11 protein-coding genes are annotated in these 13,787 nt (G+C 37.7%); 2 read left to right on the top strand and 9 right to left on the bottom strand.

Translation table 11 applies throughout. The annotated features are described in order from the left end of the window. Position 1: 1 nt before the first annotated feature. Positions 2–739: an MlaE family ABC transporter permease gene (locus L1967_RS19955; protein WP_249603269.1), complete on the bottom strand. Its 738-nt coding sequence runs from the start codon at positions 737–739 to the stop codon at positions 2–4. A 115-nt stretch (positions 740–854) separates the two neighbouring features. Between L1967_RS19955 and pafA the strand changes: the two genes are divergently transcribed. Continuing rightward, positions 855–2,498, top strand: coding sequence for an alkaline phosphatase PafA (pafA, locus tag L1967_RS19950; RefSeq protein WP_249603268.1), 1,644 nt, complete (start codon positions 855–857; stop codon positions 2,496–2,498). 262 nt (positions 2,499–2,760) lie between these two features. On the opposite strand, the gene L1967_RS19945 is transcribed toward pafA, so the two are convergent. The 5 genes from L1967_RS19945 to gcvP form a co-directional block, all read right to left on the bottom strand. Beyond that, positions 2,761–3,615, bottom strand: a complete 855-nt coding sequence (locus tag L1967_RS19945) for a glycosyltransferase family 2 protein (protein ID WP_249603267.1) — start codon at positions 3,613–3,615, stop codon at positions 2,761–2,763. 50 nt (positions 3,616–3,665) lie between these two features. Then, positions 3,666–4,352 carry a 2'-5' RNA ligase family protein gene (locus L1967_RS19940; RefSeq protein WP_249603266.1) on the bottom strand — a complete coding sequence of 229 codons (687 nt, stop codon included), beginning with the start codon at positions 4,350–4,352 and terminating at the stop codon, positions 3,666–3,668. An 11-nt stretch (positions 4,353–4,363) separates the two neighbouring features. After that, positions 4,364–4,882, bottom strand: a complete 519-nt coding sequence (locus L1967_RS19935) for a class I SAM-dependent methyltransferase (protein ID WP_249603265.1) — start codon at positions 4,880–4,882, stop codon at positions 4,364–4,366. A 1-nt stretch (position 4,883) separates the two neighbouring features. Further along, positions 4,884–5,942 carry a 3-oxoacyl-ACP synthase III family protein gene (locus L1967_RS19930; protein WP_249603264.1) on the bottom strand — a complete coding sequence of 353 codons (1,059 nt, stop codon included), beginning with the start codon at positions 5,940–5,942 and terminating at the stop codon, positions 4,884–4,886. Between the two features lie 130 nt (positions 5,943–6,072). After that, positions 6,073–8,922 carry an aminomethyl-transferring glycine dehydrogenase gene (gcvP, locus tag L1967_RS19925; RefSeq protein ID WP_249603263.1) on the bottom strand — a complete coding sequence of 950 codons (2,850 nt, stop codon included), beginning with the start codon at positions 8,920–8,922 and terminating at the stop codon, positions 6,073–6,075. Positions 8,923–9,103: 181 nt separating this feature from the next. Here gcvP and L1967_RS19920 point away from each other — a divergent pair, with 181 nt between their 5' ends. Next, a complete protein-coding gene (locus tag L1967_RS19920) occupies positions 9,104–9,928 on the top strand; it encodes a UbiA prenyltransferase family protein (protein ID WP_249603262.1) in 825 nt (274 codons plus the stop codon). Here L1967_RS19920 and L1967_RS19915 read toward each other — a convergent pair. From L1967_RS19915 to L1967_RS19905, 3 genes are all read right to left on the bottom strand, one after another. After that, positions 9,906–10,169, bottom strand: a complete 264-nt coding sequence (locus L1967_RS19915) for a zf-HC2 domain-containing protein (protein ID WP_249603261.1) — start codon at positions 10,167–10,169, stop codon at positions 9,906–9,908. The genes L1967_RS19920 and L1967_RS19915 overlap by 23 nt on opposite strands. Positions 10,170–10,171: 2 nt before the next feature. Beyond that, positions 10,172–10,723, bottom strand: coding sequence for a sigma-70 family RNA polymerase sigma factor (locus L1967_RS19910; RefSeq protein ID WP_249603260.1), 552 nt, complete (start codon positions 10,721–10,723; stop codon positions 10,172–10,174). A 182-nt stretch (positions 10,724–10,905) separates the two neighbouring features. Next, positions 10,906–12,936: a M3 family metallopeptidase gene (locus L1967_RS19905; RefSeq protein ID WP_249603259.1), complete on the bottom strand. Its 2,031-nt coding sequence runs from the start codon at positions 12,934–12,936 to the stop codon at positions 10,906–10,908. Positions 12,937–13,787: the final 851 nt, after the last annotated feature.

The following is a 13,787-nucleotide window of genomic DNA, read 5'->3' as shown; positions in this document are numbered from 1 at the left end:
ATTAACTAAGTAATAATTGCGTAATTGCATAATTGGTGATAATTAAAACAACGCTGGTCCACACAAAAGCCGTGGTGCTGGCCTGTCCTACTTCTAGAGCTCCACCTTTCATATAGTATCCGTGATATGCAGGCACCGTTGCCAGAATAAAAGCAAATAAAAAGGTTTTTATAAACGCATAAATAAGATGAAAAGTTACAAAATCGTCCTGTAGACCAGATACAAAATCATCGGGTTTTACAAAGCCTCCTAAAACGGCAGCAACATACGCGCCTAAGATTCCTAAAAACATAGAGATCGCAATGACAAATGGGTAAGTGAGCATTGCTATAATTTTTGGGAAAATAAGATAGTTTTTAGAGTTAATCCCCATTACTTCTAAAGCATCGATTTGTTCGGTAACTTGCATCGAACCAATGCTGGAAGTTATAAATGATCCTACTTTTCCAGCCATAATGATAGAAATAAAAGTAGGGGCAAACTCCAATATTACCGATTGTCTCGCTGCAAAGGCTACAAGACTTTTGGGAATAAGCGGATTGTTAAGGTTTAATGCAGTTTGGATCGCTACAACAGCCCCAATAAAAAAGGAGAGAAAGCAAACAATGCCTAAGGATCCGATAATAAGTTCATTTATTTCCTTAAAAATAAGATTCCTTAAAACCGATCGCTTGGTCATCCTGCCAAAGACACCTTTCAGCATCAAAAAATATTCACCGATGGAATGGAGATAGGTCATTCAACAATTTTTGTAAAGCTAAAATACTAAATTTTACCTCGAAAGTATTTAACGTAGAATTAAACTTTAACGTCTCAAGTTTAGTACATTTGGAGCATTCTTCAAACAAATTAATATGAAACGGATATTTTCAGCGGCATTTATGTTGCTAATTGCTTTTTCATCCAAAGCACAAACCTCTCAAAATAATGCAAATAAGCCCAAACTTGTGGTAGGGATTGTAGTCGATCAAATGCGCTACGATTACCTGAATAAATTTTGGGATAAGTACGAAGAAGGTGGTTTTAAAAGGATCATTAAAAACGGATTCAATTTTAAGAATAACCATTACAATTATGCGCCAACCTACACCGGCCCGGGGCATACTTCGGTTTGGACAGGTACCAGCCCAATGAATCACGGGATTATAGGTAACGACTGGTTTGATAAATTTACCGGAGAAATGGTGTATTGCGCTCAGGATGATGAGGTAGCATCGGTAGGAACAAAGACCAATGCAGGGAAAATGTCCCCGCATCGTATGCAAACTACCACTTTAACCGATCAAAATAGATTACATACGCAGTTTAGAGGTAAAACTATTGGTATTTCTATTAAAGACCGTGGCGCGATCTTACCTGCGGGACATACGGCAAATGCAGCGTATTGGTATTCTGGCGGTGACGATGGGAAATTTATTAGCAGTACGTATTATATGGAAGAATTGCCAAAATGGGTACAAAAATTCAATAAATCTGGGAAAGCCGATTCTTATTTAAAAGAATGGAATACGCTTTATGATATCGAAACCTATACAGAAAGTGGTGCAGATGAAAATGCTTTTGAAGGTGGTTTCCGCGGAAAAGAAAAAGCTACTTTTCCTTACGATCTTAAAAAATTGAGCAAAGAGAACGGAAACTACAGTATTATTCCGCAAACGCCTTACGGTGATGATATTACTTTAGATTTTGCGCTTGCAGCGATCAAAGCTGAAGACTTGGGGCAAGATGAAGATACCGATATTTTGGCCCTTAGCTTCTCTAGTACCGATAAAGTGGGACATAACTTTGGTGTAAATTCTAAAGAAGTAGAGGATACGTATTTAAGATTAGATAAAAATATATCAGATCTCTTAGCCTATTTAGATGAAAATATAGGTGAAGGTAATTATACTATTTTCTTAACGGCAGATCATGCGGGTGGCCACGTTGGCGGATATTTAAATTCTGTTAAGATCCCAACTGGAAATTTAGATTACGGAAAACTGAAAAAGGATTTTACCGATTTCGCTACTGAGCAGTTTGGAGACGGACTCATAAAAAACGTATCGAACGATCAAATTTTCCTGGATTATGATTATATGGCTAATGAAGATTTAAACCCTGCTGATGTTGAAACGAAGATCGAGCATTTTTTAATTCAGCAACCCGGAGTTTATAAAGTGTACACACGTACAGAACTTCAGTCGAATAATTTCTCTAACGGAATAGGGTATTTGGTGCAAAACGGATTTAACCAAAAACGAAGCGGAGACATTATGATTGTAGAGCATCCCGGTAGTGGTTACGGTCGAGGGTCTACGCACGGTAGTGTTTTTAACTACGATACGCATACACCATTACTGTTTTTTGGGGCAGGAGTGCCACATGGAGAAACCTTCGAGCGTTCAGAGATTGTAGATATTGCGCCAACAATGGCGGCGTTATTAGGAATAGAATATCCTAACGGAACCAGTGGTAAACCTTTAGCGATTATGTTAGACAAAGCTTCAGCAGAATAATTGATGCTTAAATCTTATAAAAAAGCTCTTGAAATTATCGAATTTCAGGAGCTTTTTTTATATCGTTATTTAACGATTTGATTATCCATAATTTATAATAATTCGTTTTTTTCGTCATTCCGTTCCGATAGCTATCGGAATTGATCCGGAATCTCATACAGTAGTAAAGAACAAGCTATTGTGATGAGACCCTGAATCAAGCCCGCCTGCCGGACGGGCAGGTTCAGGGTGACAACACTTCATTATGATTTATTGCGGACATTCAATTAAAGATTTTAGCCTTCATTTTTTTCCAGCGTAACCTCCGAATAAATTTAGCTTCTTCTTCGGAAACCAATAATTGCTCCTTCGCTTTTTTAGCCTGAAAATAGCCTTTTAAATAAGCAGGAAATAGACCGGGATTATTTTTTAAAGTGGCCAGTTTAGCCGAGGCAATCGCTGTAATCAAAAAGCCGTAGCCTAAGCGATAAAAAGCTTTTCCCTGTTTGTAGCGAGAAGCTTTAGTGTTGTAGTTTGCTCCTGTTGGTTTTAGGTGTTTTACGTGTAATTTTTCGGTAGTTTGTATTTTCCATCCATGAAACTGGGCTAAAAGTTCGTCTACAGTATCCCAGCCCATTGCGGGTTTTAATCCGCCAATAGCCTTAAAACATGCTTTTCGATACGCTTTTAAAGCACCTCTAATATGATCCTTATCGGTAAGATTTTCGATTGTCCATTTACCATTCTTTTCGATGGTACAATGCCCGGCAGCCATTCCGATTTTAGCGTCTTTTTTAAATAATTCGACGATCCTTTCCAGATAGTTTTCGGGAAAAATCAGATCGGCATCAAATTTACAGATCAAATCATAATTTTCGTCTAGTTCGGCTAAACCGGCATTACAAGCGTTAATTACCTTACTTCCCGGTTGGTGTGCTTCAGAAGAAGTTGTATTTTTTAGCTGAATAAAAGAGTGATTTTCGATAAATCCCTCAACAATTTTAGGCGTGTCATCGGTACTTTGGTCGTTTACCACGACAATTTTTGAAGGTAAAAAACTTTGTTTTACCAAAGACTGAAGCGTTAAGCCAATAAAATCGGCTTCGTTATGTGCCGGGATGACGATATAAATTCTCAAAACTATAGTTTAGTGTAAACTTACAATTTTCTATAATTTCAGGATCTATTTTATAAACTGAAGTTTTCCAGAAAAATAGTATTCTCGGTTTTTAGGTACCAGTCGTTAAACACTAATTCTACATTTTTTACCTCAAAGCTTCCAAAATCGGTTTCGCGGTGCTTTTCTACAAATTCAATTAACTTATTAGGTTGATTTAAGCGATGCTGAAATCTAAAAATACTGCTGTGAGCTGTTTTTATGGCATATCGCTGGTCTAAACTCTGTTCTAAATCAGTTTGTTTAAAATTCTCACGCAGGGAATTTCGCAGAAGATTTAAAGTGTCATCTTTTAGATAACCATTGACTAAAATACCACTTGGGTTAAGTGAAATTCCTTTAAAATGTATGTTGAAATTGTTGAATTTGGATATGGTTTTTTTAATAACCGAAATATAATCTTCAATATTAATTTTATCCAGGTGAAAACCAGAATAACAGGAAATAATCGACATGATGGTGATATGAAAGTCCTGCTGCGGATAGAAATATTGATGAGGTTCAAAGTCTTTAATTTCCTGAAGAAGCCTATGGATTTTCAAGGATACTTTTTTATCAGGTCGGGCAAGTAAAGTAATTCCACGACGTAAATCTTCAGGGTTAAAAATGTCTTTATCTATAAAATAGCTTCCGTTTTTAACTAATTTCAGTCCGTTAGTATGAATGTTCTGATAATGTAGTTCAAGTTCTAAACGCATTAGAAAAGCATCTATTTTCGTTCAGCATAAACCGCATAATAACGGGGGGTAAATCGTCTTAAAACTGGTCGGATCCCGACTTTATTAACAGGATTGGTCCATTTTAGGCGATCCTTTATTTGCCATCCCGATTTCTCTAAAAGCCAGTCGAACTGCCAATCTTCAAATTCGTGATAATGGCGGTCTCGCATATCTGTTTTACTGCGATATGCTTCAGAGAACCACAGTTTTAATGGAACGCTGGTAACTAGTTTTTCCGCCTTGATATTTTTTAATATCGTATAAGGATTTAGTAAATGTTCAAAAATTTCGAAAGCGGTGACCACTTCAAAATCTTGTTTTACAATATCGAATTTCTCATCCAGATCCTCTCCGCTGCTATTGGTGACCTGAAAACCTTCCTTCATCATAATTTCAGAAAAAGGGTTTTTCACTCCTAAATCTAAGATATTGGAGGGAGGCTGTATGTGTTTATTTAAAAATTCGAGTGTTTTTTGAAATCGTTTATTGGGGTAGGTGTTTTCGTACATGTTAATATTCGTAAACTATGGCATTAATATTCATGCCGGCACCAACGCTGGCAAGCATAATAATGTCTCCTTTTTTCAATTCCTGATGATCGATTTGTTTATTAATAACCAGATCTAATAAAGTAGGGACGGTAGCAACGCTGCTATTTCCTAATTCCTGAATGGTCATTGGCATCACGCCGTCAGGAACTTGTTCGCCACACAGCTTATAGAAACGTTTTAAGATTGCTTGATCCATTTTTTCATTCGCCTGATGAATAAACACTTTTTTTAGGGCTTTAATGTCCTTACCACTTTTTTCAAGACAAGATTTCATGGCTTTTGGAACATTAATCAAGGCAAATTCATAGATCTTGCGGCCATTCATTTTAATGTAACGAATGTTGGGATCTGCCTTAGGGCAGTTCGATTTACCAAAATAGATATAATTGGCTTCATTATAGGAATAAGTAGCAGATTCGTGGGCTAAAATGCCACCGCCATCTTCTTTGGCTTCAATAATGGTAGCACCGGCGCCGTCAGAAAAAATCATGCTATCCCGGTCGTGTTTATCGACAACCCTGGATAGGGCTTCAGAACCAATAACCAAACACCTTTTCGCCATTCCGCATTTGATAAAAGCCTGAGCCTGTATCATTGCTTCAATCCAGCCGGGACAGCCAAAAAGGATGTCATAACAAACACATTTTGGGTTTTTAATACGTAGATGATATTTTACCCGGCTTGCCATACTTGGTACGGTATCACTTTGAATAGCTCCTTTTTTTACATCGCCGTAGTTGGTGGCAACTATAATATAATCTAAGGTTTCGATGTCTATATTCGAGGCTTCAATAGCCTTTTGGGCTGCAAGAAATGCAATATCTGACGCGTTTAAAGTATCGTCTAAATATCGACGTTCTTCGATACCGGTAATAGCTTTAAACTTCTGAATTGTTTCTTCATTGGAATGAGGAAACTGCGTTCCGTCCAGATTTTTGAAGTCATGCAGATGAAAATCAGCATTTTTCGTAATAACATTTGGGATATAGCTTCCCGTTCCTGTGATCTTAATATTCATCTTGCGTTTTAATTATTAAGTGAAGATAAGAATTATATATGATTTTGCTAAAAAAATGTTAATGCCTTTTTATGAAAAATAAAAAAGGCTATCAAATCTGATAGCCTTTCAACAAAATATCATTTTTTGATTATGCTTCCATATACTCTTCTATCGGAGGGCAGGTGCACATTAAATTTCGATCTCCAAAAGCTTCGTCTACTCTTCTAACCGTAGGCCAAAATTTATTATCGGCAATATAATCTAACGGGAAAGCCGCTTTTTCTCTGCTATAAGGTAAATCCCAATTGCTTGCGGTTAGCATTTTGAGGGTATGCGGAGCGTTTTTTAATACATTATTTGGCTCATCTGCATTAGATTCTTCAATCTCTTTTCTAATGGAAATTAGCGCGTCACAAAAACGATCTAACTCGGCTTTGCTTTCACTTTCTGTTGGTTCGATCATCACGGTTCCTGCAACCGGGAACGATACCGTTGGCGCGTGGAAACCATAATCGATAAGGCGCTTTGCGATATCGGTAACCTCGATACCATTTTCTTTAAAAGGTCGGCAATCTAAAATCATTTCGTGAGCAGCACGTCCTCTCTCTCCAGAATATAAAGTTTTATAATGATCTGAAAGTCGTTCTTTGATATAATTTGCATTCAGGATTGCATATTCGGTAGCTTTTTGTAATCCGCCACTTCCCAGCATTTTGATATAGCCATAAGAAATTAAGCAAACCAAAGAAGATCCCCATGGCGCTGAAGAAATCGCACCAATAGCCTGTTCACCACCGGTCTTAATTACCGGGTTTCCTGGTAAAAATGGTACAAGTTGTTTTGCAACACAAATAGGGCCAACACCCGGGCCACCACCACCGTGAGGAATCGCAAAAGTTTTATGAAGGTTTAGGTGACAAACATCGGCTCCAATATTCCCAGGATTGGTTAACCCAACCTGAGCATTCATGTTTGCACCGTCCATATACACCTGGCCGCCATTATCATGTATAATCTGAGTGATTTCTCGAATAGCAGATTCAAATACCCCGTGTGTTGATGGGTAAGTAACCATTAAGGCCGCAAGATGATCTTTATGTTCAATTGCTTTTTCTCTTAAATCATCAACATCAATATTTCCGTTTTCAGTAGCTTTAGTTACGATCACTTTCATTCCTGCCATTACTGCAGAAGCCGGATTGGTACCGTGTGCAGAAGAAGGAATTAAACATACATTACGATGTCCTTCACCACGAGATTCGTGATAGGCTCTAATCACCATTAATCCAGCATATTCTCCCTGCGCACCAGAATTTGGTTGCAAAGAAGTGGCCGAAAAACCGGTAATTTCGGTTAGTTGATTTTCCAGTTCCTTAAGGACGATCTGGTAACCTTCAGCCTGTTCTATAGGAGCAAATGGGTGAATGTTGCCCCATTGCGGATTACTAAGCGGTAACATCTCTGAAGCCGCATTTAGCTTCATGGTACAAGAACCTAAAGAAATCATCGAATGATTTAGGGAAAGATCTTTACGCTCTAATTTTTTGATATAACGCATCAATTCGGTTTCTGAATGATATGCGTTAAAAACTTCGTGCGTTAAGAACTCTCTTTTTCTTGAAACTGCTTCAGGAATAGCGTTAATTTCTTTTAATGCTGAAAGTGCTTTGGTGTCTTTACCAGCTACTTCAGCAAAAATTGAAGCTACCGTATTAACATCTTCTGTAGTTGTGGTTTCGTTTAAAGCGATAACAACCGTTTCAGCATCTGGATAGTAGAAGTTATATTCTTTAGCTTCTGCAGCCGCCTTTATTTTTTCAGCATCTGCTTTTACCTGAAGGGTGTCAAAATAAGCAGAATTAACCTGCTCGTATCCCAACTTTTCTAATTCAGAAGCTAAGCTGGTGGTAGAATAATGAACGGTATCTGCAATATACTGTAAGCCTTTAGGGCCGTGATATATGGCATACATTCCTGCCATTACAGCCAATAATACCTGAGCGGTACAAATATTTGAGGTTGCACGATCACGTTTAATATGTTGCTCCCTGGTTTGTAGTGCCATTCGTAGCGCGTTGTTGCCATCGGCGTCTTTTGTTACTCCAATGATACGACCAGGAAGGTTTCTCTTGTAAGCTTCTTTGGTCGCGAAATAGGCAGCGTGTGGCCCGCCGTACCCTAACGGAATACCAAAACGTTGCGTTGTACCTACCACTACATCTACACCTAATTCTCCAGGTGCCTGTAGTTTTACTAAACTTAGAATATCGGCAGCGACTGCTACTTTTATAGCGTTTTCGTTACATTTATTTACAAAATCGGCATAATCGAAAATCTGTCCGTATTTTCCGGGATACTGTATTAAAGCTCCGAAGAAATCAGCCGAAAAATCAAATTCAGCATGGTTGCCAAGTATAATCTCGATGCCTAAAAATTCTGCACGTGTTTTAATTAATGAGATGGTTTGTGGTAAAACCTCTTCAGAAACAAAAAACTTGTTTACATCATCTTTCTTTTGCTTACGGTCCCTAACGGCAAATAACAATGCCATAGCTTCGGCTGCTGCGGTGGATTCATCTAAAAGAGAAGCGTTGGCGATTTCCATCCCGGTAAGGTCGCTTACCATCGTCTGAAAATTCAATAAAGCTTCTAATCTTCCCTGAGCAATCTCTGCCTGATATGGAGTGTAAGCGGTGTACCATCCCGGGTTTTCTAAGATATTACGCTGTATTACCGCAGGTAAAATGCCCTGGTGATACCCCAGTCCAATGTACGATTTAAAAACCTTGTTTTTAGCGGCTAATTTCCCAATATGCTCGGCGTATTGATTTTCGCTAAGTGCTTTTGGTAAATTTAGTGGCTGTTTTAAACGAATATCGTCTGGGATTGTTTCGTAGATAAGCTGCTCTAGACTATCTACACCGATAGTTTGAAGCATCTCTTTAAGATTTTCTTCTTTAGGACCAATGTGTCGAAGGGCAAAAGAATCTGTTCTCATTAAAATAAAATAGTTGTGTTTTTGATGCCGCGAAATTACATAATTTCAATGTAAATGTTTAATGATTTAGCAATACAGTTTTGAAGATTTTTTAACGTCTTTTAAATTGTTGATATTTAATAATATTATCCCTTATTTTAACGAATATCGAAGCTAATTTCTAAATCCCTATTTTAGCCCGGTGAAATGGCTTAAAAATCTCTTTCGGCTTTATATAAATTCCAGTATTCACACTGGGATCGCGGTGGTTTGTTTTACATTGGTAACTTTTTTGGAATTCGGGATGGAGGTCAATCAAAATCTGCTGGGTTTTATTTTCTTCGGAACCATTACCAGTTATAATTTTGTGAAATATGCCAGTGTCGCCAGATTACATCATTCCAGTTTAGCCGAAAATCTTAAAATTATCCAGGTGTTTTCTTTTTTCTGTTTTATTGCACTGTTGTGGTTTACGCTAAAGCAGGATTATAAGACACTCTTTGCGTCTTCTGTTTTAGGGATGCTTACAATGCTTTATGCAACCCCGGTTTTAAGAGGGCATCAAAATTTAAGGAATATTGCCGGGATTAAAGTTTTTGTAATCGCGATAACAGCAACGGGAACCGCAGTTTTATTACCGCTGCTTCATCAATATGAGGTGTCGTTTCATGATAAATTTTTAGCGATTTTTCAACGAATCTTAATTCACGTGGTGTTAATGTTGCCTTTCGAAATTCGGGATCTCAGGTTTGATGATCCTTCTTTAAAAACCATTCCGCAGTTATTGGGCGTAAAAAAAACAAAGATTTTTGGTAGTGTACTGATGGTGTTAGCGGTAGGGATGTCGTTTTTTAGAACGAATATTGGACACCATAGTTTAGTAGGGTTAAGCGTATTTTCTATCGTAGTAATCGGGATGCTTTGGGCTTCAAGAATAAAACAAAAGCCGTTTTATGCTGCGTTTTGGGTAGAAGCAGCGCCTATTTTCTGGGTATTGATATTAGTTATTCTGAATGTGATTTTTTAAGCTCTTCTTCTATAGCCTTACGCCAGCATTCTTTTTCTTCTTCACTACAGCATTTCAGTTTCGCTTTTTCGATAAGCTCAGTAAGCCTGGTGTTTTTTTCGCTGTATTCTCTACAACGAGGACATTCGGCCAAGTGTTCCAATAATTGATTTTTTTCAATGTTATCAGCTTCTTTATACTGGCCTTTATCACAACAGCATTCGGCCTTATCACAATCAATATATTTCTTTTCTTCCTGCATAATTAAAACCAATTTTGCTCCAGACAGGCCGCTAAGGCCGTTCTGGCTCTGTGGATGATTACCCAAAGATTAGACGGAGTAATGTCGAATTCTTTACAAATAACTTCTGTATCCACACCATCTATCGTTTTCATCTTAAAAATTTCAGCGTGTTTAGGATTTATTTTTTCCAAACAATCTAAAATTGCCATCCCAAGTTCGGTATTTTCCATATCGTCTTCGGCGGTTTTGTCAAATTGGTCGGCAACCTGCTCTTCCAGCCAGTCACCATCATTCTCCCCATCACGATAATTAATATGAACTTCGGCCTGACCTTTCTTGGAGTTGATCTTGCGGTAATGATCGATAATCTTTCTTTTAAGGATCGAAATTAGCCAGGTCCTTTCGCTGGCTTCCCCTTTAAAATTTTCCATCGATTTAAGACCGGCAAGAAACGTTTCTGAAATTAGATCGTTGGCAATCTCACGATCATTCACCCTTACAATCGTATAATTGAAGAGATAATCTGAGTATTTGTCTACCCACTGTGTTGGATCTATGGTATGCGTTGACATTGTTTTTGTCGTGAGATTATCAGCCAAAAATAAGAAAACTTATTTACTCTGAATAAGGTTTATATGCTATGAAAATTTTTGAATATTAGCAAGTCGTCACCCTGAACTTGATTCAGGGTCTCATCACATTTTTAACTGGATGAGATTCCGTATCAAGTCCGGAATGACGATTTTTTCATATTCTACTTCTCGATTAACCCTGCTCTTTTTAGTAAAGCATCGGGTTGAGGTTCTTTTCCGCGGAAGCGTTTATAGAGCGTCATAGGATGCTCTGTTCCTCCCATAGAAAGAATATTGTTTTTGAATTTATCAGCTACTTCTTTACTGAAAATTCCCTGCTCACTAAAATATTCAAAAGCATCGGCATCTAAAACTTCTGCCCATTTATAGGAATAATATCCTGCGGAATATCCTCCCTGGAAAATATGAGAAAAAGCTGTGCTCATACAATTTTCAGGAACATCTGGATATAATTTTGTAGGTTCAAAAGCCTTATTTTCGTGGGCTTTTACATCTTCCACATCAGAAGGGTTAATTGCGTGCCAGCTTAGATCTAACATCCCAAAGCTTAGCTGGCGAAGGGTTTGCATTCCTTCCTGAAAATTAGAAGATTCTTTGATTTTCTCTACTAATTCCATCGGGATTGGCTCACCGGTTTTATAATGCTTAGCGAATAATTGTAGCGCTTCTTTCTCATAGCACCAGTTTTCGAGAACCTGACTTGGTAATTCAACAAAATCCCAATACACGTTAGGACCCGATAAACTTGGATACACCGTGTTTGCTAACATGCCGTGCAGCGCATGCCCAAATTCATGGAAAAGCGTGGTCACTTCATTAAAAGTTAATAACGAAGGTTCAGATTTTGTCGGTTTCGTGAAATTACAAACAATCGAAACATGTGGGCGCTCTTCTTTTTCGTTTTTTACATACTGAGATTTATACTCGGTCATCCAGGCGCCACCACGTTTTCCCGGTCTTGGATGAAAATCGGCATAAAATAAAGCGACATCTTTACCATTTTCGTCGGTAACATTGTAGGTTTTTACATCTGGATGATATTTTTCTACCTCGTTGGTTTCATTAAACTGAAGTCCGTATAACTTGCCTGCCACTATGAAAACACCATCGATCACATTTTCTAGTTTGAAATAAGGTTTCAACTTCTCATCATCCAAATTGAATAATTTTTGCTTCAATTTTTCACTGTAGTAAGCCGAATCCCATTTTTCCAGTCGGTCGATATTATCTAATTCTTTCGCGAATTTTTCAAGCGCTGTAAATTCTTTTTCCGCAGCCGGTTTTGCCTTTTCAAGAAGTTCATTTAAGAAACCATCCACTTTTTCCGGAGTTTCAGCCATACGTTCCTGCAACACAAAATGCGCATGGGTCTCGAAACCTAAAAGTTGTGCTCGCTGATACCTAAGTTTAGCGATTTTAAGCACATTTTCCTGATTATCTAATTCATCACCATGAAATCCTTTTGCGCCAAAAGCGATTGCCATTTTTTTACGAAGCTCACGATTTTTCGCATACTTCATAAACGGGATGTAACTTGGATAATCTAACGTGAAAATCCAGCCCTCTTTATCTCTGGATTCGGCTACGCCTTTTGCTTCTTCCTTAAAACTCTCTGGTAAGCCATCAAGATCTTCCTCGTTGGTGATCTGTAGCTCAAATTTGTTGGTTTCAGCTAACACATTTTCACCAAAATTTAGACTTAACGCAGAAAGTTGTTTGTCGATTTCCCGCAATTCTTCCTGTTTCTCCTTTGGGAGATTCGCGCCATTTCTAGAAAAAGCCTTGTATTTTTTATCCAAAAGCGTCTTTTGTTCGGTCGTAAGATCTAATTGATCTTTTTGATCGTAAACCGCTTTTACGCGTTTAAATAGAGCTTCATTTAAAATAATATCATTTCTGAATTCTGATAAAAGAGGAGAAACTTCCTGTGCGATTTTCTGAATTTCAGCATTAGTTTCAGCGGAATTAAGGTTGAAGAAAATACTGGTCACACGATCCAGTTTTTCTCCTGAAAATTCTAATTCTTCTATAGTATTTTCGAAAGTTGGTTCAGTTTCAGCTGAATCAATATTTTCGATTTCAGATTTTGCTAATTGTATGGCTTCGGTAATCGCAGGCTTAAAATGTTCGGTTTTAATTTTAGAAAACGGAGCAAATTTAAAGTCCTGCAATAACGGATTATTTGTACTCATAATACCTTCAATTTTTTTCGAAAATAAAATGAGCAAAGCCTAAGCCATAACCTTGAAAAGGTATCTTATTTCAGGTTTTAAAGATTGATTGCCAGAATTATCGATTTTGAGGCGTGTTTTTCGGACGAATTGGCAGGATGTCAATTAGCAATAATCAATAAACAGTTATCGGGTTTTGAGCTTAAGAAATAGCAATATTTGTGATTTCGATTAGCAAATCTTTCTGTTAAACGCCAGGATTTGCTGCTCGAAATGATAATTATTGCTCAACTAGCGAGAGATTTCTCGACTTCACTTCGTTGCGCTCGAAATGACATGTGTTATTAAGTCATTTCGACTGAAGTGCAGCGGAATGGAGAAATCTTATTCCCATTGTAAGCGAGCAGTATCAGTAAGTAGTTGGCGGGAATCCTTTAGCAGTCAGCAATACCAATACATCAAGTATTTTTTACAAAAGAAAGATCTTCTACTTCGCTTGCCTACCGGCTAGGCAGGGTCGAGATGATAACGCCCGGTTTTACTGCTTTCCCTTTTTCTATTGAAATCTAATCAATATTTTACGTAAATCTACCATTCACAAATATAGGATAACATACATTGAGGTCATTTCGACTGTAGCACAGCGGAATGGAGAAATCTTAATGGTCAAAAATACTGCACACAAGAGATCTCTCCACTTCGGTCTAGATGACATCACTTTTACATTCAAAATTCAACATTTTTAATCCTGATGTACGTCCCTGATATAGGTTGACCATAACAGGTTAAATCTATGAAGTCAACAATCAAATTAATTCAAAAGTCCCGTAAGTATTCAGAGGCTTTTAAAAAATCTATTGTAAAAGATTTTG

It is taken from the genome of Zunongwangia pacifica (assembly GCF_023499215.1).
GTDB lineage: Bacteria > Bacteroidota > Bacteroidia > Flavobacteriales > Flavobacteriaceae > Zunongwangia > Zunongwangia pacifica.
The sequence above is the reverse complement of the archived record's forward strand: the minus strand, read 5'-3'. Positions and strand labels throughout refer to the sequence as shown.